General features: G+C 70.7%; 17 protein-coding genes. 12 read left to right on the forward strand and 5 right to left on the reverse strand.

Annotation, left to right across the window (positions count from 1 at the left end):
* Position 1: 1 nt before the first annotated feature.
* Positions 2–2,467, reverse strand: coding sequence for a polysaccharide lyase 8 family protein (locus ACZ5U5_RS34625; protein ID WP_469029729.1), 2,466 nt, complete (start codon positions 2,465–2,467; stop codon positions 2–4).
* Between the two features lie 224 nt (positions 2,468–2,691).
* Between ACZ5U5_RS34625 and ACZ5U5_RS34630 the strand changes: the two genes are divergently transcribed.
* The 6 genes from ACZ5U5_RS34630 (at position 2,692) to ACZ5U5_RS34655 (ending at position 11,074) form a co-directional block, all read left to right on the forward strand.
* Complete coding sequence (locus ACZ5U5_RS34630) at positions 2,692–4,170, forward strand: M1 family metallopeptidase (RefSeq protein WP_469029731.1); 1,479 nt, start codon at positions 2,692–2,694, stop codon at positions 4,168–4,170.
* Positions 4,167–6,401, forward strand: coding sequence for a discoidin domain-containing protein (locus ACZ5U5_RS34635; RefSeq protein ID WP_469029734.1), 2,235 nt, complete (start codon positions 4,167–4,169; stop codon positions 6,399–6,401). The genes ACZ5U5_RS34630 and ACZ5U5_RS34635 overlap by 4 nt, the downstream gene beginning before the upstream one ends.
* A 57-nt stretch (positions 6,402–6,458) precedes the next feature.
* Positions 6,459–7,646: a Gfo/Idh/MocA family protein gene (locus tag ACZ5U5_RS34640; RefSeq protein ID WP_469029736.1), complete on the forward strand. Its 1,188-nt coding sequence runs from the start codon at positions 6,459–6,461 to the stop codon at positions 7,644–7,646.
* A gap of 146 nt (positions 7,647–7,792) precedes the next feature.
* Complete coding sequence (gene tdh / locus ACZ5U5_RS34645; RefSeq protein WP_469029739.1) at positions 7,793–8,821, forward strand: L-threonine 3-dehydrogenase; 1,029 nt, start codon at positions 7,793–7,795, stop codon at positions 8,819–8,821.
* A 47-nt stretch (positions 8,822–8,868) separates the two neighbouring features.
* Positions 8,869–10,068 (forward strand): glycine C-acetyltransferase, encoded by a 1,200-nt coding sequence (locus ACZ5U5_RS34650; RefSeq protein ID WP_469029742.1) that lies wholly within the window; start codon positions 8,869–8,871, stop codon positions 10,066–10,068.
* Positions 10,069–10,159: 91 nt separating this feature from the next.
* Positions 10,160–11,074 (forward strand): LysR family transcriptional regulator, encoded by a 915-nt coding sequence (locus ACZ5U5_RS34655; protein WP_469029745.1) that lies wholly within the window; start codon positions 10,160–10,162, stop codon positions 11,072–11,074.
* Between the two features lie 187 nt (positions 11,075–11,261).
* On the opposite strand, the gene ACZ5U5_RS34660 is transcribed toward ACZ5U5_RS34655, so the two are convergent.
* Positions 11,262–11,879, reverse strand: a complete 618-nt coding sequence (locus ACZ5U5_RS34660; RefSeq protein ID WP_469029748.1) for a hypothetical protein — start codon at positions 11,877–11,879, stop codon at positions 11,262–11,264.
* 11 nt (positions 11,880–11,890) lie between these two features.
* The gene (locus ACZ5U5_RS34665; RefSeq protein WP_469029750.1) at positions 11,891–12,652 is read right to left on the reverse strand and encodes a sulfite exporter TauE/SafE family protein; all 762 of its coding nucleotides are present in this window, start codon (positions 12,650–12,652) and stop codon (positions 11,891–11,893) included.
* Positions 12,653–12,736: 84 nt separating this feature from the next.
* On the opposite strand from ACZ5U5_RS34665, the gene ACZ5U5_RS34670 reads away from it, so the two are divergent.
* Positions 12,737–13,714 (forward strand): LysR family transcriptional regulator, encoded by a 978-nt coding sequence (locus ACZ5U5_RS34670; RefSeq protein ID WP_469029751.1) that lies wholly within the window; start codon positions 12,737–12,739, stop codon positions 13,712–13,714.
* A 4-nt stretch (positions 13,715–13,718) separates the two neighbouring features.
* Here ACZ5U5_RS34670 and ACZ5U5_RS34675 read toward each other — a convergent pair whose 3' ends face one another.
* Positions 13,719–14,717, reverse strand: coding sequence for a LacI family DNA-binding transcriptional regulator (locus ACZ5U5_RS34675; RefSeq protein ID WP_469029754.1), 999 nt, complete (start codon positions 14,715–14,717; stop codon positions 13,719–13,721).
* A gap of 333 nt (positions 14,718–15,050) precedes the next feature.
* Between ACZ5U5_RS34675 and ACZ5U5_RS34680 the strand changes: the two genes are divergently transcribed.
* The 5 genes from ACZ5U5_RS34680 (at position 15,051) to ACZ5U5_RS34700 (ending at position 19,136) form a co-directional block, all read left to right on the forward strand.
* Positions 15,051–15,914 carry an ABC transporter permease gene (locus ACZ5U5_RS34680; RefSeq protein ID WP_469029757.1) on the forward strand — a complete coding sequence of 288 codons (864 nt, stop codon included), beginning with the start codon at positions 15,051–15,053 and terminating at the stop codon, positions 15,912–15,914.
* A 106-nt stretch (positions 15,915–16,020) separates the two neighbouring features.
* The gene (locus ACZ5U5_RS34685; RefSeq protein WP_469029850.1) at positions 16,021–17,049 is read left to right on the forward strand and encodes an ABC transporter substrate-binding protein; all 1,029 of its coding nucleotides are present in this window, start codon (positions 16,021–16,023) and stop codon (positions 17,047–17,049) included.
* Between the two features lie 38 nt (positions 17,050–17,087).
* Positions 17,088–17,897 (forward strand): ABC transporter ATP-binding protein, encoded by an 810-nt coding sequence (locus ACZ5U5_RS34690; protein ID WP_469029760.1) that lies wholly within the window; start codon positions 17,088–17,090, stop codon positions 17,895–17,897.
* A 64-nt stretch (positions 17,898–17,961) separates the two neighbouring features.
* Positions 17,962–18,540, forward strand: a complete 579-nt coding sequence (locus tag ACZ5U5_RS34695; protein ID WP_469029763.1) for a helix-turn-helix domain-containing protein — start codon at positions 17,962–17,964, stop codon at positions 18,538–18,540.
* Positions 18,540–19,136, forward strand: coding sequence for a GNAT family N-acetyltransferase (locus tag ACZ5U5_RS34700; protein WP_469029766.1), 597 nt, complete (start codon positions 18,540–18,542; stop codon positions 19,134–19,136). Before ACZ5U5_RS34695 ends, ACZ5U5_RS34700 begins: the two co-directional genes overlap by 1 nt.
* On the opposite strand, the gene ACZ5U5_RS34705 is transcribed toward ACZ5U5_RS34700, so the two are convergent.
* Positions 19,106–19,975, reverse strand: coding sequence for a sugar phosphate isomerase/epimerase family protein (locus tag ACZ5U5_RS34705; RefSeq protein ID WP_469029852.1), 870 nt, complete (start codon positions 19,973–19,975; stop codon positions 19,106–19,108). The two genes, ACZ5U5_RS34700 and ACZ5U5_RS34705, sit on opposite strands and share 31 nt — an antisense overlap.
* Positions 19,976–19,978: the final 3 nt, after the last annotated feature.

The raw sequence follows: 19,978 nt of genomic DNA on the forward strand, positions 1-19,978 counted from the left end.
GTCACCTCAGGTGTGCGGTGTGCGTGTGGCCTCGTGAACCTTCGACGCGGACGGTGACGACGGGGCGGCGCCCCGGGGTGACGGTGACCGTGTCGTCGGCGCTGACCACCTTCCGTACGGGGAAGGGCAGTTCCAGGGTGACGGTCGTGCCGGTGCGGCCCGGGTCGGCCACGGCCAGCGATATGCCGCCGCCGTCGCGTCGGACGATCACGGTGCAGGGGTCCGACGTAGAGATCCCGGCCGCGCTGCCCGGCCCCCAGAAGTGCGCGGCGAGGAGTCCGTGGCGGCGGGCCTCGACGGCCTGGGCGGTGGCGTTGTTGGCGACGACGCGGACCGGCCGTGAGTGGGCCCAGACGGCGGTCGCGGCGGCGCTCGCTCCGGGAAGCAGGACGTAGGCGTACGAGGACGAGGTGGGGGAGACGCCGTGGTCAAGCCACAGGGTCAGATAGCGGCGGGTGAGGGGCGTGGTGCTGCCTCCGGTGTCCGCGCCGGTGTTGATCGCGCGCCAGGTGCCGGTCCGCTCCTCACGCAGGGCGTTGAGGTGGACGCCGCCCCGGCCGTGCGAAGGCCGCCCGGGGTCGTCGGGGAAGACATAGCCGCCGGTGCCGTCCAGGTGGGCCCAGCGGGCGCCGGGCAGGGGCGCCGACCAGCCGGTGCGTGAGGGCTGTCGCCGGCCGTCGACCACGAGACGGGGCGCGCCGTCCGCGTACAGGTTGCGGTTCTCGACGACCGTCTCGATGGTCCGGCCGTCGCTCGCGGTGATGTCCGCGCCCAGAGCCATGACCGCGTTGTCCAGGAAGAACCACGCCTTCCTGGCGCGCAGCGAGCTGCCGTCGGCGAGGAGTTCCATCGCGGCCGCGCCGAATCTCGCGTCGAGCACCGCACCGCCCGCGACGGCGTTCTTCGGCCGGAAGGTCCCCGTCCCCGCGCCCGAGCCGATGTCGGCGCGTTCGCGGGTGTCCACGGTGGTGCCCGGCAGGCGGTACGGATCGACCGTCGCCCAGAAGCCGTCCCCGAACTGCCCCAGGTCGTCGCCGTCGTACAGATAGGTCATGCCGTCGCCGGTGTACCAGCCGTGCAGGTTCTCGCCGTTGCCCGCCTCGTAGGCGGCGATGCGCTTCGAGGAGAGCGAGAGCGTGAGCGCCCAGCCGGGGCGCCGGTGCACCACCCGGTCCATGTCGGCGAACGCGAAGTGCCCGGTGAGGCGGGCGGTGGTGGGTACCTCACTGTCGTCGAGAACCGCCTTGGCGCGGGCGATCGCGGGAACGCCGACCAGGCTCAGATAGGGGTGGGACTGGTTGCGGCTGATCCACCCCTTGGCAAGGGCGCGCCAGCGTTCGGCGTACACGGCGGGCGCCCCGCCCGCCAGTTGCAGGATGTGGGAGAGGGCCGCCGCGCCGTCCTTGTGGTCCGGCGCCTTCTCGCGGGATGTCGCACGGCCGCGCACCGCGTCCATCATCAGCCCGTCGAAGATCACCGGGGAGAACGTCCGGTCCACCGCCTCGTACAGCACGGAGGTCTTCGGATCGGTGACGGCCCACTCGGAGTCCGCGAGCAGCGCGATCAGCTGCCCAGCGCTGCCGAGCAGGACACTGCCGTACGTACCCGTGTACGCGACGGAGCCGTGCTGCACGAAGGACCCGTCCTCGTAGAAGCCGTCGCCCGAAGTGACGTACGTGAACAGGCTGTTCCTGCCCTTGTCCCGGACGTCGGACAGGCCGTCGCGGGCCAGCGTCAGCGTGGCCGCGTCCCGCGCGAGGAGGCCGCGCAGCGCGACGATGACGGCCTTGTCGGCGCGGTTGGCTCCCGTCTCGGACAGGGTCGGGGAGTTGGTGCGACGGTCCGGGTCCGGGCAGAACTTGGCCACGGTGGAGATGTACGCCGTGAGGTCGGCCGCCGGGACCTTGTCGCCCAGCAGGACGCAGGTGTCCATCAGGGCGCGGGGTGCGCCGATCTCCCAGAACCACCAGTTGCCGGATTCGGGGCGCCCGGGGTTGTAGGCGTCGTCGTGCAGGAAACGCAGGGCTGCGAGCAGGGCGTCCGCGGCTTCGGTGCTGCCGCTGAGGGAGGTGCCGGGCGTGGCCCAGGCCGTGGCGATCGTGCGCAGCCGGGTGTAGCTCTGACCGAAGTTGCCCGCGTCCTTCGCGGGGGAGAGGTCGGCCCACAGGGCGGTGCGGCCCGTGGACCGGTCGAGGTCCCGCCACCAGCCGGAGGCCTGGGTGTCCAGGACTTTCAGCGCCGCTGCGAAGTCCGGGTCCTCGGGGTCGAACGTGCCGCCCGTGAGTTGTTCCGCGGCGCGTGCGAGCAAAGTCTCGTACGGGTCGGCGTCCGGGGAGGCGTCCGGGGCGGCCCACGCCGTGCCCCCGAGCGACGGTGCCAGCGACGGTGCCACGAGGGCGGATGCGGCACTCGCGGCGAGGAGCGTACGGCGGCTTGGACCGGTGGAGCCGGAGCTGGGCGTGCGCATGGGGAACTCCCGTGAGGCGTCGGGGCATCGGAGTGTGGGGGAGTGAGCGGCGTGGGCGATTCCGCGACAGCATGTAAGCGGTTGCTATGCGAGGGCAAGAGGGCCCGACATCTTTCTATGTTCTTTCTGTCCTGGCCCGGGTGGTGGCAGGCGCGGTCAGGGGCAATCGGAAGGGGCTCCAGGGTGTTGACGGCGACAGTAAGCGATTACTACGTTGCGGCCCCATGGCTGAGAACAGGACCCGAACCGTACGTGCTCGCAGCGTCCCTGCTCGCACCGTCCGTGCCGCGACGGCGACCGTCGCCGCGGCCGCCACTCTCGCGCTCGCCCTCCCCGCCCACGCGGCGCCTTTCGACCCGTCCCCGGGAGCGGACGGCGTCGGCGACCCGCTGTTCCCGACGCTCGGCAACGGCGGCTACGACGTCCGCCACTACGACCTCTCCTTCGACTTCATGCCGGTGACGTACGACTTCACCGGCACCATGAAGATCAAGGCGAGAGCCTCCCAGGACCTGTCGTCCTTCAACCTCGACGTCGACTCCCTGGCCATCGACGCGGTCAAGGTCAACGGCAGGAAGGCGACCTGGGCGATCACGCCCGGCCAGAGCGGCCAGGAACTCACCGTCACCCCGGCGCGCGCCCTGCGCGACCACCGGGCCTTCGACGTCGAACTGACCTATCACGGCAACGGCAAGACCAAGCCGATCGGCCAGCCCGGCTGGCGCTACATGTCCGACGGCGGCTTCGCCTCCGCGGCCCAGGCCTCCCGCGCCGACACCTTCGCGCCGGTCAACGACCACCTCTCGGACAAGGCCACCTGGTCCTTCCACCTCACCGCGCCCGACGGCTGGACGCCCGGCGCCAACGGCAACCTCACCGGAACCCGCGACGCCGGGGGCGCGAAGACCTGGGACTTCTCCCTCAAGTCCCCCATGGCGCCAGAGCTGTTGGGAATCTCCGTCAACAAGCAGACCTACCTCTACGGCCGCGGCCCGCACGGCGTGAAGCTGCGCCACCTCGTCCCCGAGGACCAGCAGGCGAAGTACAAGCCCATCGCCGAGGAGACCGGCGGCCAGCTGGCGTGGCTGGAGAAGACCCTCGGTGTGCGCTACCCGTTCGACACGTACGGGGTGCAGATCGTGCGGGACGGCTACAGCGACGCGTTGGAGAACCAGACCCTGTCGCTCTTCGGCCCTTCGTGGTTCGAGCGGCCCACCTACTCGACCACCATGGTCCACGAACTGACCCACCAGTGGTTCGGCGACTCGGTCACCCCCGCGACCTGGCAGGACGCCTGGCTGAACGAAGGTCCCGCCGTCTACTACGCCGCCTTGTGGGCGGACCAGAAGGGCTTCCAGGCAATCGAGGAGAAGATGCGGACCGCGTACGCCGAGCTCGACGCGGTCCGCAAGACCGACGGGCCGCCCGGAAAGCCCACCGGGCTCGGCGGCTTCAACATCTACGACGGCGCGGCGGTCACCTTGTACGCCCTCAACCAGCAGATAGGGCAGGATAAGTTCGAAGCCGTCATGAAGGCATGGCTGACCGAGCACCGGCACGGCAACGCCTCCACCCAGGACTTCGTCGCCACCGCCGTCGAGGCCACCGGCGACGACTCGGTCGGCACCTTCCTGAACCACTGGCTTTTCGACCTCGACAACCCACCCATGCCGGGCCACCCGGACTGGGGTGTCGCGAAGTGAGGCGCCCGCACTTCACCGCGGCGGCTGTTGCCCTCGCTGCCCTCGGGGCCGTCATCGCCCCGCACGGCGTGGCGCAGGCGGCCCCGGGCCCCAAGGTCATCCACGCGGCCCCGAACGGCTCGGGGGACTCCTGCACCGCCACCCGCCCCTGCACCCCGCGGGCCGCCCGCGACGCCGCCCGCACGGTGAGCGGACAGGACATCCGCATCGAACTCGCCGACGGAACCTACGAGTTGAGTGAGCCGCTGAAGCTGGGCGCGGCCGACTCCGGACGCGACGGGCACACCGTCACCTGGACCGCGGCACGCGGCGCCGAGCCCGTGTTCTCCGGCGGCCGGGCGCTCAAGGGGTGGTCCGCGGCCAACGACGGCACGTGGACCGCCTACGTCCCCGACGGGGTCACCCCGCGCCAGCTATTCGTGGACGGGAGGCGGGCCGTGCGCGCGCGGGGCGAGGCCTGTGCGGCAAGCACCTGCGACGCGACGAAGACCGGCATGACGGGCGCCACCGCCACCGGGATCGACACGTGGCGGCGCCCCACCGGCGCGGAGGCCGTCATCAAGGTCCGCTGGCGCGACTACCACTGCCGGATCGCCTCCGTGAACGGCGACCGAATGACGTTCGCGCAGCCCTGCTGGACCAACTCCGCGAGCGGCACGAACCGTACGGGTCCGGCGTGGGACTCCACCACCGTCGACTCGGCGCGCTACTCCGGAGTGGCCTTCTTCGAGAACGCCCGCGAACTCCTGGACAAGCCGGGCGAGTTCGTGTGGGACGCCGACGACCGCACCGTCACCTACCTCCCGCGCAAGGGCGAGGACATGCGGCGCGCGGGCGTGCTCACCCCTGTGACCGAGAACCTCATGGTCCTCGACGGCGCCCACGACGTACGCGTACAGGGCATCGGCTTCGCCCACGCCGCGTATGCCCAGCCGTCCACCGACGAGGGCTACGCGGGCACTCAGGCCGGGCTCACCCTCACCGGGGCGAGCGGCCCGGTCGACCACGCGGGCCGGCACTACACCAAGCCGAGCGCCGCACTGACGGTCCGGGGCGGTCGCCATGTGGCGGTCACCGGGGCCGAGTTCACGCAGCTCGGCGGCGCCGGAGTCATCTTCGAGGCGGGCACCAAGGACTCGTCGGTCACCCGCTCCCGCTTCACGGACCTGTCGTCCGGCGCTGCGTACGTCGGCGACACCGAGCCGAAGCCGCAGACGGCTCGCGCGGGGGAGCGGAACACCGTCGCGTACAACACGATCCGCCGCGCCGGGGTCGAGTACACCGACGCCGTCGGCATCTGGGCCGGATACGAGGCAGAGCTGACCGTCGACCACAACACCCTCGACGACCTTCCCTACTCCGGGATCTCCGTCGGCTGGGGATGGAACCAGCCCGAGGCCCAGGAATCCGTCCTCCGCGACAACCGGATCACGGACAACCGGATCACGAACGTGATGCGCGTCGAGCACGCCCAGCACGACGGCGGCGCCATCTACACCCAGGGAGCCCAGCCCGGCACGGTCGTCTCCGGCAACTACATCAACCGCTCCGCCTACGGGAACACCGAGCGCGACGGCAACGGCATCTACCTCGACGAGCAGTCCTCGTACATCCGCGTCGAGGACAACGTGATCACCCGCGTCGGCTACAAGTGGGTCTCCAACTGGGCCGATTACGGCATCCGCAACCACGCGACCGGCAACTGGACCGACACCGACGCACCGGCCCTCACCGGCACCGGATCGACGATGGAGGGCAACCACACCAAGCTCGACCGGCTGCCCGCGCGGGCACTCGCCGTGGCGGCCCGTTCGGGGGCGCACGGAGCGCCGGCCGAGCAGCTGCGCCCCGACCTCGCCCGCGCGGGCACCGCGACCCAGTCCTCCACGGACGGCGTGGCCCCGGCGGCGAACGCGACCGACGGGGACACCTCCACGGACACCCGCACGCTGTCCGAACCGGGCGCCTGGTGGCAGGTCGACCTCGGCAAGGCGCAGCGCGTGGGACAGGTCGAGGTCTGGAACAACACCTCCATGACCACAACCGACTTCGACGTGCAGTTCGCGAGGACCGCGGACTTCTCGGACGCGACGACCCTGCATGTCGGCGGACGAGCGCTCCGGCCCACACTCCTCGATACGGACAGGGAAGCCAGGTACATAAGGATCAAGCTCACCGGCACGGGAAGCGTGGCGCTCGCCCACGTACTCGTGCACCCTGCACGTACATAGCGACACCCGCACGCGCACAAGGAATTGTGCACAGGTATTGGTACGGAAAGGCACACCATGACCGACCTCCGTCTCGGCGTCCTCGGCTACGGCCTGCGCGGTTCGCTCGCCCGCACCGCACACCGGCCGGGCGCGGGCTCCCGCGTCACCGCGCTCGCCGACCACGACGTCAGCGCGCGGACGGAGGCGGCCGTGGCCTTTCCCGGCGCCCTGATATCCAGCGACCACCGCAAGGTCGTCGAGGACCCGGACGTCGACGCCGTCGTGATCCTCACCCCCGACCACACCCATGCCGGGCTCGCCTGCGAGGCGTTGCGCGCCAACAAGCCCGTATTCGTGGAGAAGCCCCTCGACATCGCCATCGAAGCCTGCGACGAGATATTGCGGACCGCGTACGAAACCGGAACGCGCCTCTACGTAGGCCACAACATGCGCCACATGCCGGTCGTCAGGCTGATGCGCGACATCATCCGGCGCGGAGACATCGGAGAGGTCAAGACGGTCTGGGTCCGACACTTCGTCGCCTACGGAGGCGACTGGTACTTCAAGGACTGGCACGCCGAACGGCAGCACACCACCAGCCTGTTGCTCCAGAAGGCCGCCCACGACATCGACGTACTGCACTGGCTGGCCGGCGGCTACACCCGCCAGGTGCAGGCCCTCGGTGACCTCATGGTCTACGGCGATAATCCGCACCGCCGCGAGCCGGGTCAGCCGAAGACGGACGACTGGTACACCAAGGAGGGCCACTGGCCGCCGCACACCCAGCGCGACCTCAACCCCGTCATCGACGTGGAGGACGTCTCCCTGGTCAACATGCGGCTCGACAACGGGGTGTTGGCCTCCTACCAGCAGTGTCACTTCACGCCCGACTACTGGCGCAACTACACCGTCATCGGTGACGCGGGCCGCCTGGAGAACTTCGGCGACGGCCCCGGCGGAGTGGTGAAGGTCTGGAACGCGCGCCGCTCGACCTACCGCCCCGAAGCCGACGCCGAGTACGCGGTGCCGGACGAGCAGGACGAGGGCGGACACGGTGGCTCCGACCCACTGCTCATCGACGAGTTCGTACGGTTCGTGCGCGAGGGAGGGCGCACCGACACCTCGCCCGTCGCGGCCCGTATGGCGGTGGCGGCGGGCGTGCGCGCCACACAGTCGCTGCGCGACGGGGGTACGCCGCGTGAGGTGCCGGACCTGGATCCGGAGCTCGTCGCCTACTTCGAGCGGGGCCAGACCCGGGCCTGAAGAAGGGCCTGAAGCAGGGCCTGAAGGAGCGGCCTGAAGGAAAGCTGCGGCGGCGCTTAAGAAATCCTCGATGGACCAGGGCGCCGCCGTAGGGAAGATTCCTGTGTCGTCGGGGGAAGAAGCGACGTACGACAGGAGCCGTTGCGTTGAAGGCGCTGGTCAAGGAGAAGGCGGAGCCGGGTCTCCGGCTGATGGACGTACCGGAGCCGGTCGTCGGCCACGGGGACGTTCTGATCAAGGTGCTGCGCACCGGGATCTGCGGGACCGATCTGCACATCCGGGCCTGGGACGGCTGGGCGCAGCAGGCGATCGAGGCGCCGCTGATCGTCGGTCACGAGTTCGTCGGCGAGGTCGTGGAGACCGGCCGTGACGTCGCCGACATCAAGATCGGTGACCGGGTCAGCGGCGAGGGCCACCTGGTCTGCGGCAAGTGCCGCAACTGCCAGGCGGGCCGCCGCCACCTGTGCCGCGCCACGGTGGGCCTCGGCGTCGGCAGGGACGGGGCGTTCGCGGAGTACGTCGCGCTGCCCGCCTCGAACGTGTGGGTGCACCGCGTCCCCGTGGACCTCGACGTCGCCGCGATCTTCGACCCGTTCGGCAACGCGGTGCACACCGCGCTGTCCTTCCCGCTGGTCGGCGAGGACGTCCTGATCACCGGTGCGGGACCGATCGGCCTGATGGCCGCGGCCGTGGCCCGGCACGCGGGCGCCCGCAACGTCGTCGTCACGGACGTCAGCGAGGAGCGCCTGGAGCTCGCCCGCAAGGTCGGCGCGAGCCTGGCACTGAACGTCGCCGAGACCTCGATCACCGAGGGACAGCGCGAGCTCGGCCTGCGCGAGGGCTTCGACGTCGGCCTGGAGATGTCCGGCAACCCCGTCGCGATGCGCGACATGCTCGCCAACATGACCCACGGCGGCAAGATCGCCATGCTCGGTCTGCCGGCCGAGGAGTTCGCCGTCGACTGGTCCCGGATCGTCACCTCCATGATCACGATCAAGGGCATCTACGGCCGCGAGATGTTCGAGACCTGGTACGCCATGTCCGTGCTGCTCGAAGGCGGCCTCGACCTCGCCCCCGTGATCACCGGGCGCTACGGCCACCGCGACTTCGAGGCGGCCTTCGACGACGCGGCGAGCGGCCGCGGCGGCAAGGTCATCCTCGACTGGACCTCCTGAACCCCTTCTGACCTCCTGACCGACCTCTTCTTTTAAAGGAAGTCACCATGTTCGACTCTGTACGGGACGATCTCCAGGCCACCCTCGACGAGATCCGCGCCGCGGGGCTGCACAAGCCCGAGCGCGTCATCGGCACCCCGCAGTCCGCCACGGTCGCCGTCACCGCGGGAGGCCGCCCCGGCGACGTACTGAACTTCTGCGCGAACAACTACCTCGGCCTCGCCGACCACCCCGAGGTGATCGCCGCCGCCCACGAGGCCCTGGACCGCTGGGGCTACGGCATGGCGTCCGTGCGCTTCATCTGCGGTACGCAGGAGGTGCACAAGGAGCTGGAGGGGCGCCTCTCCGCGTTCCTCGGCCAAGAGGACACGATCCTCTACTCCTCCTGCTTCGACGCCAACGGCGGAGTCTTCGAGACGCTCCTCGGCGCCGAGGACGCGGTCATCTCCGACGCGCTCAACCACGCGTCGATCATCGACGGCATCCGGCTGAGCAAGGCGCGCCGCTTCCGGTACGCCAACCGCGACATGGCGGACCTGGAGCAGCAGCTGAAGGAGGCCGCCGAGGGCGGCGCCCGACGCAAGCTGATCGTCACCGACGGCGTCTTCTCCATGGACGGGTACGTCGCCCCGCTGCGGGAGATCTGCGACCTCGCCGAGCGTTACGACGCCATGGTGATGGTCGACGACTCGCACGCCGTCGGCTTCGTCGGACCCGGCGGGCGCGGCACGCCCGAGCTGCACGGCGTCATGGACCGCGTCGACATCATCACGGGCACCCTCGGCAAGGCGCTCGGCGGGGCTTCCGGCGGCTACGTCGCCGCCCGCGCGGAGATCGTTGCGCTGCTCCGCCAGCGCTCGCGCCCGTACCTCTTCTCGAACACGCTCGCCCCGGTCATCGCGGCGGCCTCGCTGAAGGTCATCGACCTCCTGGAGTCGGCGGGCGAACTGAGGGAGCGGCTCGCCGCGAACACGGCGCTCTTCCGCTCGCGGATGACCGAGGAGGGCTTCGACATCCTGCCGGGCGACCACGCGATCGCCCCGGTGATGATCGGCGACGCCTCGGTCGCGGGTCGCATGGCCGAGCTGCTCCTGGAGCGCGGCGTGTACGTGATCGGCTTCTCGTACCCGGTGGTGCCGCAGGGCGCGGCCCGTATCCGCGTCCAGCTGTCGGCCGCGCACTCCACGGAGGACGTGAACCGGGCGGTGGACGCCTTCGTGGCGGCACGCGCGGAGCTGGACGCCTGACGGTGTCCGGGGCCGGGCGCCCTCGGGTGGCTGAGGGGCCCGGCCGGACCACTGGTGTCGGTGGGTCCCGTGGTTTGGGACAATCGACCCCATGATCGAAGCGCGGCGGCTGCACATCCTCCGTGCGGTGGCCGACCACCGCACGGTCACGGCCGCGGCCGCCGCGCTCTATCTCACGCCGTCCGCGGTCTCCCAGCAGCTGACCGCCCTGGAGCAGGAGACGGGCCACCGCCTGGTCGAGCGGGGCGCCCGCGGGGTCAGGCTGACCCCGGCGGGCGAGATCCTGCTCTCCCACACGAACGCGGTCCTCGCCCAGCTGGAGCGGGCCGAGGCGGAGCTCGCCGCGTACAGCTCGGGCGCGGCGGGGACGGTGACCGTGGCGTCCTTCGCCACGGGGATCGGCCTGGTCGTCGGCCCCGCTCTCGCGCGCCTCGCGACCCTCGCGCCCGGGATCCGGGTGAGGGTCCAGGACGCGGAGGGAGACGCGAGCCTGCCGATGGTGCTCGACCGACAGGTCGACGTCGCCGTCGCGGTGGAGTACCGGGGCGCCCCGGGCGCGGACGACCCCCGACTGACGCGCGTCCCGCTCTACGCCGAGCCGTTCGACGCGGTGCTCCCGGAAACACACCGCCTGGCGGCGGCGGAGCGGGTGCCGCTCGCGGAGCTTGCCAAGGACGCGTGGATCGGCCCGTTCGTCGGCAACCCCTGCCATGACGTGGTGATACTCGCCTGCGAAGCGGCGGGCTTCCAGCCCCTGCTCGAACACTGGTCGGACGACTTCCGCGCGGTGGTCGCCCTGGCGTCGGCGGGGGCGGGCGTGGCGCTCGTGCCCCGGTCGGCGCTGCGGGGAATGGACGTCTCCGGGGTGGTGATCCGCCCGGTGGAGGGCGCCGCTCCCACCCGCCGGGTCTTCGCGGCGGTGCGGTGCGGGGCGGAGGAGCATCCGCTGATCCGTCCGGTGCTCGACGCACTGGGGGAGGCAGCGGGAGCCGACCTTACGGCTTAGGTGTGGCCCGGTCCCGTCGGGGGTGGGCGTGGGGGGATCGGTGCAGGTGGCGCCAACTGTGCTTGTGGGTGCAGCCGTTGGCGGAGGCGGGGCGGGGCAGGGCGTGCATGGAGCGTGGCGGTCCGGTTCTCACCTGTGACGTGGTGTCAGATAAACATGTGCTGACGTGACTTGTGGGCGGGGTGCCTCACGTCAGGCCGCCGGAGACCGGTGTGGTGCCGAGGTCCCCGTCCCCGTCCCCGCGCCCGTCCCCGCCGTGCCCGTCCCTGTCCGCGTCCGCATGGCGCAGGACCCAGTCGTCGAGGTCGCGGGCTGCTTCCAGCGGATTGCCTGCAACGTAATCCCACCACCACCCCGTCTGGGTGGAACTTTTGGTGGCCGAGACCGACTCGGCGGCGCGCAGTCCCTCACGGAAGCATGACTCGGCCGCGGTGAAACGTGCCCGCGCTGTCGACGCGTCCACGCCCAGGATGTCACCGACGACCTGCCAGCTCGCCCCGCCGAGCCGCTCGTACACAGCGGCGGCCTCGAAGAAGCGCTGCGCGGCACGCAGCACGTGGGCGGCGTCGGAAAGCACCGAGCCGGGGGCGTTCGTGGTGCCGTCGGGGCGCAGTTCGTGTTCACCGATGGGTACGGCCGCGCGCGCGGCCTCGGCCAGCTCGCACGCTTCGTACGCCATCGCCAGCCGGGCTCGGGCCGCGTCAGTGAACGGCGGTCGCGTGAACGGCCCACGTTTGTCCGGCAGTTGCTCGTGCTCCGGTCCCTCGTACGGCGAGGTGGCGGCCTCGGAGTCTGGGTTGTCCATGCCGGTCGGCCTCAGCCGCGCACGAAATAGAGGACGGTCATCGACACGGCGGTGGTCAGGATGACGGCGCGCAGGAACCGGTCGGAGAGGTGGCGTGCGAAGTGGGCTCCGGTGAAGCCGCCGGCCAGCGCTCCGGCGAACATCGTGGCGAGGACGAGCGGATTGCTCAGCGCGTCAGAGGCGACGAGGAGCAGGGCGGTCGCGCTGAGATTGATGGCCGCGATCTGCGTGACCCGCATCGGATTGCTGACGGCGGTGTCGAGTCCGAGACCGATGCCCCACAGGGCGAACATCATGATGCCTACGGCTCCGCCGAAGTATCCGCCGTACAGGGCGAGGAGGAACTGGCTGATCAGGACGGCCCGGGAGCTGATGCCGAGCTCGCGGCCGAGCGCGCCGCTCAGCGCGCGGGAGAGGCGGCGGCCGAAGGCGAGAACCAGCGTGGCGAACGCGAGCAGCCAGGGCACCGCGGCATCGAAGGAGGCGGCGGGGAGGGTGAGGAGGAGGACGGCGCCGAGCCCACCCCCGACCACGCTGACCGCCGTCAGCGCCTTCGTGGATGTCGTCCCGAGCGGCGTGAGTTCGCGTCGGTAGACCCATCCACTGGCCACGGCTCCGGGTACGAGGGCGATGGTCGACGACGCGTTCGCCGTCACGGGGGACAGGCCGACCGCCACCAGAGCGGGCAGCGCCACGAACGTGCCTCCGCCGCCGACGGAGTTCAACGCTCCGGCGGCGACGCCTGCCACCAGCACGAGAAGTATTTCTGCCACTTGCCGAGCATCGCCCTGTGAGCGGGTGGCCCACAATGCGTTATCGGCGTACCCAGCCTAAGGCTGTGCCATAGGCTCACGAGAGTGCGTTATGACCTGGACGACCTGCGACTGTTCCTCGGCATCGTGACGGAGGGGTCGATCACGGCGGGCGCCCGCCGCACGCATCTGAGCCTGCCGTCGGCCAGCGCGAGGGTCCGCTCGCTGGAGCAGCAGGCGGGTGTGGCGCTGCTTATCCGCGGCCGGAGGGGCGTGCGCCCGACCCCGGCGGGGACCACGCTGGCGCGGCACGCGCGGGAGGTCCTGGCCCAGACCGTCCGTCTGGAGAGCGCGGTCGCGAGCTATACGAGATCCCCGACCGCGCCCCTGACCCTGCTGGGCGGAGGCTCGGCGGTGCACCGGCTCGTGCCGCAGGCCCTGGTCTCGTTCCTCCGGGCCCACCCGGATGTCGACGTCCGCGTCTTCGAGAAGCGCACGCCACAGATCGTGCGGATGCTGGCGGACGGCGAGGCGGACCTGGGAATCGTCCTGGACGACGAGGCGCGCGACTGCGGTCTGGCGATGGAACCCCTCGGCGACGACTCCCTGGTGGTGGTCGGCCAGGCGGGCGGAATCCTCGCGGGCCGTACGTCCCTGACCTACAGTGAGGCGGTCGAACACCCCCTCGTCGGCCTCGACGCCGACGCCTCGCTGCGCCGCTGGATCGAGAGACATGTGGGCCCCCACGCACCGGTCGTCCGCTACCGCACGACGGTCGCCGACCTCAACGTCCTGGTGGCCCTGGCCGCCGCGGGGGTCGGCCTCGCCATCGTCCCCCGCCGGGTGATCGACCCCACCCAGCCCCTGGACGTATGCGACTTGCAGGACCCCTGGGCCCGCCGCCACCACCTCCTGGCCTGGGGCACCAAAACGGGCCCGGCTTCCCCGGCCGCCGAGTCCCTGGCCGAGCATCTGCACAGGGCCTCGAACGCCGAACCTGGGCGTGCTCAACCTGGGCGCGCCGAACCTGGGCGTGCCCAACCTGAGTGTGCCGAACCTGGGCGTGCCCTCCCGCCCTCCTGAATCCTCAGCCCGCAGGCCGCCCCGTGCTGGCCCGCAACACCACCTCGCCCCGCACCCGCTCCACCCGTGACCTCGCGCCCCGTTCGCGGAGGGCGAGGGCAAGAACGTCCCGGCCCATGCGCGTCAGCGGCAGGGCCACCGTGGTCAACGGGGGCGTGAGTTCGCCGACCAAGGGGATGTCGTCGAAGCCCGCGAGTGACACGTCGTCCGGCACCCGGAGCCCCCACTCCCGCAGTGCGCCCAACGCCCCTACGGCCATCACGTCCGTCACCGCGAAGACGCACGTCGGACGCTGACCCCGCCGCAGCAGTTCGACCGCCGCCGCATGGCCTCCGTCACGAGTGAAGGCGCCTTCGACGATCCGCTCCGGGGGGAGTCCGACCCCCGCGTCGGCCAGCGCCGCGCGGAACCCGGCCAGGCGGTCCGCCACCGTGGTGAGCCGTTCGGGGCCGGTCAGGACGGCGAACTCCCGGTGGCCCAGGTCCAGTAGAGCCCGCGCCAGCGCACCCGCCCCCTCCCGGTTCTCCGGCTGCACCGTGTCCACGCGAAGGCTGCGATGCCGGCTGACCACGGCGACGCGGCCCCCGTCACGCATGTAGGGCGCGAGCTCCGACTCCAACGCCCGCTCCCACGCGGGGTCCTGGAATCCCGAACCGATCAGCAGGATCGCGCGCGCCCGCTGCGCCCGCAGCATCGAGACGTAAGCGATCTCCCGCGCCGGTGCGCGGAAGGTGCTGGCCAGCATGACCAGCACGTCCTGCTCGGCCGCCGCCGCCATCACCCCGCTCGCGATGGCCGCGAAGTACGGATCACCGACGTCGTGACAGATGACGCCGACGGTGTTGTTCGACGAGCTGGCGAGCGCCTGCGCATGGGCGTTGGGGATGTATCCCAGCAGGTCCGCCGCTTCGAGCACCCTGCGCCGCAGATCCTCGCGTACGCGTGTCGTGCCGTTCAGGGCCCGGGAGGCGGTGGCCGGGGAGACCCCGGCGGTCCGGGCCACCGCATGGAGGGTGACATGGGGTCCGCGCTCGCGTCCCCGGCCGGGCGGGGCAACGGCTTGCGGTTCCTGCCCTTGCCTCTGCCTCTGCGCCTGCTCTCGTGACTGCGCCTGCCCTTGCCGCCGCCCAGCTCCGGACCCCTGCTCGCGCCCCAACGCCCGCACCGCGCCCCCCTCGTCTCGCGCCGCGAAACTTCGAGCCGACCTATTGACCCTGCGGTCAGCCAGTCATTAGCGTGGCGAACACCTTACCAGAAAGCGCTTTCTGAAAGCGGTTTCCGCATCACCGCCTCACTTGCCACCTCACGTCACCGCTTCACGCCAGGGGAGTTCACCGTGAGCCAGAGCGCACTGCAAACAACTCCCGTGAAAGCGGCGGGTGTTGTCGACCGCAGCCGCCCCACCCCGCGCCAACGCGTCGCAGAAGCGGCCGAGAAGAGCTGGCGTCCGCTCGTCCTGCTGCTCGTCTGCTTCGGCATCTGGTGGCTGATCGCCGCCACCGAGATGGTCGAGGCGTATCTCGTGCCCTCGCCGGGGGCGACCTTCGACGTAATTCTCGACAAGCCCGACTACCTGTGGCAGCACACCTGGGTCACCACCTACGAGACCCTGCTCGGCTTCATCATCGCCGTGGTCGTCGGCATCCTCGCCGCGGTCCTCATGGTCTACTCGACGACCGTCGAGAAGACGCTCTACCCGATCCTCCTCTTCGCCCAGGTCGTACCGAAGATCGCGATCGCCCCGCTGTTCGTCGTCTGGCTCGGCTTCGGCATCGCACCGAAGATCCTCATCGCCGTGCTCATCGCCTTCTTCCCCGTCGTCATCTCGATGGTGACGGGACTGAAAGCCGTCGACCCGGAGATGCTGCAGCTCTCCGCCACCATGGGCGCGCGGCCCTGGCAGACCTTCCTCAAGATCCGCTTCCCGGCGTCCCTTCCGCACCTCTTCTCCGGCCTGAAGGTGGCCGTCACGCTCGCCGTGACCGGCGCCGTCGTGGGCGAGTTCGTCGGCGCGAACGAAGGCCTCGGATACGTGATCCTCCAGGCCAACGGAAACCTCGACACCCCGATGCTCTTCGCGGGCCTGCTCGTCATGTCGCTGATCGGCGTCGTCCTCTTCGTGCTCGTCGAGATCGCCGAGAAGCTGCTGCTCCCGTGGCACGCGAGCCGCAGGGACGTGGCCGCCACCACGGCCTACTGAGATCCACCCTCGGCCCACTGAGCCCCATCACGGCCTACTGAGACCCACCACGCGGTGCCGGCGCACCCACCCCGCCATGTCCGACGTACGCGAGAAGGGCCGTCCCATGCACGCGCGCAGACTGCTCACCGGCATCGTCCCCCTGGCCCTCGTCGCGGTGACCGCGACGGCCTGTGGCGGCGACGACGACAAGACGAGCACCAGTGACTCAGGCAAGAAGCTCGACAAGGTGACGCTGACGCTCAACTGGTATCCGTACGGCGAGCACGCGCCGTTCTACTACGGCAAGCAGCAGAAGATCTTCGAGAAGCACGGCATCGACCTCGACATCAGGGCGGGCCAGGGTTCGCAGAAGACCGTGCAGGCCACCGGCGCCGGGCAGACCGACTTCGGCTGGGCGGACACCCCCGCGGTGCTCGCGGGCGTGGACCAGGGCGTGAAGGTGAAGAGCCTGGGCGTCTTCCTGCAGACGACGCCCGCCTCCGTGCAGTACTTCGAGGCCCAGGGCATCAAGTCGCCTGCCGACCTCAAGGGGAAGACGATCGCGGGCACGGCGGGCGACGCGCTCACCAAGACCTTCCCGATCTTCCTGGAAAAGAACGACATGGACGTCTCCGACGTCAACATCCAGAACACCGACCCGGCGGGCAAGATCGCCGCGGTGATCTCCGGGAAGACGGACGCGCTGCTCGGATACGCCAGCGACCAGGGCCCCACCATGCAGAACAAGGCCAAGAAGGGCGTCTCGTATCTGCGCTTCTCCGAGAACGGCCTGAACTTCTACTCCAACGGTCTCATCGCCGGGCCCAAGACCCTCCAGGGCAGGGGCGATCTGGCCAAGCGCATGACCGCCGCTGTGAGCGAGTCGTGGGCCGCCGCGGAAAAGAGCCCGGAGCCGGCGGTCACCTCGATGGAGGGCGCCTCCGAGCAACTGCCGCCCAAGGAAGTGCTGTCCGAGCAGTTCAAGACGACGCTGACCCTGCTGCACACCGACGCGACAGAGGGCAAGGCGCCGGGCGCCAACACCGAGGCGGACTGGCAGCAGACCATCGACGTCTTCGCCGAGGCGGGCATGGTCAAGGAGGCCAAGCCCGTCGCCGAGTACTGGGACGCGGCCAAGGGGATCAAGGGCTGAGGGGCGGCAGGCACATGACGAAGGATGCGACTCTCAAGATGAGCGACGAGCCACGCGCGCCGTCACAGAAGGCGGCACCGTCCGCCGTACGCCTCGATGACGTGGCCGTCCGCTTCCGTACGAAGAAGAAGGACGTCACCGCGCTGGAGGACGTCTCGCTGAACATCCGCCCGGGCGAGTTCGTGGCCATCGTCGGGCCGTCGGGCTGCGGCAAGTCCACCCTCCTGAAACTGGTCGCCGGGCTGCTCACACCCTCGTCGGGCGACGTGCTGCTCGGCGGCGAGCGGGTGCGCGGGCCGCGCCGCGACATCGGGTACGTCTTCCAGCGGGCCGCGCTCCTGGACTGGCGCACGGCACGTCGCAACATCCTCCTCCAGGCGGAGATGCGGGGGATCCCGGGAGCCGAGGCACGCGCGCGTACCGACGAGTTGATCCGCATGACCGGGCTCGGCGGCTTCGAGGACGCCTATCCGCACGAGCTGTCCGGCGGCATGCAGCAGCGTGTCGCGCTCTGCCGGGCGCTGCTGCACGAGCCTCCGGTACTGCTCATGGACGAGCCCTTCGGGGCACTCGACGCGCTCACGCGCGAGCAGATGAACGTCGAGTTGAACCGGATCTGGCGCGAGACCGGGACCACGGTGCTCCTGGTGACCCACTCGATTCCGGAGGCGGTCTACCTGGCGGATCGCGTGGTCGTGATGAGCCCGCGCCCCGGCACGGTGGACGAGATCATCGAGGTCGGCCTCCCCGCCGAGCGCTCGTACGGGACGACGCTGGCCACAGACCAGTTCCGCGAGGCCACCGGACGCATCCGCGAGCTCCTTGGGGCGGTGTCGGCGCACGAGTGAGGCCTGAGCCACGGAGACGGGCGGGGATTGCCGTGCGTCTCATATTCGGGATAGCGTCCCGAATATGGAACCGGTACCGCATAGGGAACACGATGGGGTCGACGACCGGCTCGCCGCCCGCCTCGCCGAACTGCGGGCGGAACGCGGATGGTCCCTGGGTGATCTGGCGGACCGCAGCGGCGTGAGCCGTTCCACCCTGTCGCGGGCCGAACGCGCGGAGATCAGCCCCACCGCGTCCCTCCTGAACCGGCTCTGCGCCGTCTACGAGCGCACCATGTCGCAGCTCCTGAGCGAGGTGGAGGCCGAGCCCGCGCAGCTGGTGCGCGCCACCGAGCAGAGTGTGTGGACCGACGGCGCGTCCGGCTTCGTACGCCGGTCGGTGTCGCCGCCGCATGCCGGGCTGCGCGGCGAACTCGTCGAGGGCCGGCTGGAACCGGGTGCCGACGTGGCGTACGACCGACCTCCCGTACCCGGGCTGGAGCAGCACATCTGGGTGCTCGACGGGGGCCTTGAAGTGACCGTGCTGGGCGCGACGCACGCCCTGGACGCCGGGGACTGTCTGCGCTTCCGGCTGTGGGGACCGACGCGGTTCCGGTGCGTCGGGGAGCGGGCCGTGCGATACGCCCTGGTGGTGGTCGTGTGATGAGCGCCGGGCGAGCGGCACAGGCGCCCACGCGCCTCTCTGCCGATCAACTCATCGAAACAAGCGCCGACTTGGCGGCCCTGCTCGCCGATGTCGTCGACGGCGGTTCGTCCCTCGGCTTCCTCGCGCCCCTGGACAGGACGGCCGCCGCCGACTGGTGGCGGAGCCTGGCTCCCGCCGTGGCCGACGGACGGCTCGCGATCTGGGTGGTGCGCGACGGCGAGCGGGTCACCGGGACCGTCAGCGTGGGTTTCGTGGACAAGCCCAACGGCAAACACCGCGCCGAGATCCTCAAGCTGATGGTCCACAGTTCCGCACGCGGCCGGGGCCTCGCCCGCGCCCTCCTGGCCACGGCGGAACAGGCGGCGGCCGACGCGGGCGTGACCCTCCTGGTCCTGGACACGGAGACCGGCAGCCCCGCCGAGTCCCTCTACCGGCACGGCGGTTGGACGGCTGCCGGGATCATTCCCGACTACGCGACCGATCCGGCCGGGGCGCTCCACCCGACCACCCTCTTCTTCAAGAAGGTGGTCGGTTCGGACGCACCCCGGCCGGAGCCGGCACCTCAATACCGCAACGCGGCCAGATACGCGTAGCTGTTGCGGGCCGTGGCGAACGCATCGGTGGGGCTGTCGTGCTCCACCAGCCACTGCTTGACGCCACCCGCCTGCGCGTCCTCGAACATCGCGGCGAAGTCCAGCGTCCCCGAGCCGACGTCGGCGAAGCCGCCGTCCGGTGCCATGTCCTTCACATGGAGCGCGGGGAAGCGCCGCCGGTGCCGCACGAAGTACGTCGCCGGATCGGCGCCGCCCTTCGCCGCCCAGTACACGTCCAGTTCGAAGCCGACCAGATGCGGATCGGTCTCGGTGACGAGGATGTCGTACAGGCTCGTGCCGTCCACCACCACATGGTCCGAGCCGTGGTTGTGGAAGAGCACCGGACCGAGCCCGGCGTCGCGCGACGCCTGCCCGATGCGGTTGAACTGCCGTGCGGCCTCCCGGAATCCGTCCGGCGTGTGCAGCGCGCCGGGCAGACTCGGCACCACCGGCCACTTCGCGCCGAGGGTGTGCAGATCCTCCAGCGCCTGCGGGAGACCGCTGCCCTTGAGGATGTCGTACGAGACGTGTTCGAGGACCGCGCGCAGGTCCACCGCGTCGAGCATCCGCCGGATACCGGCCGCGTCGTTCCCGTGCCTGCCGCTCACGCCCACCGTTGCGTAACCGATGTCGGCGAGCTGCTCCAGCGTGCCCGCGAAGTCCCGTGCGAGGGCATCGCGCATCGTGTAGAGGTGCATGCCGATCCCGCCGCGCGGGATGCGCCGGCACCGTGACGCGTCACTCGCGCGCGCGGGCAGTGCGGTACCGACCGCTGCCGCAAGCCCCAACGACGTACCGAGAAAGGCGCGTCTGGTCCCGTTCAGACCGGTTTTCTTCATGGA

The sequence above is a fragment of the Streptomyces sp. NPDC033177 genome (assembly GCF_055577715.1).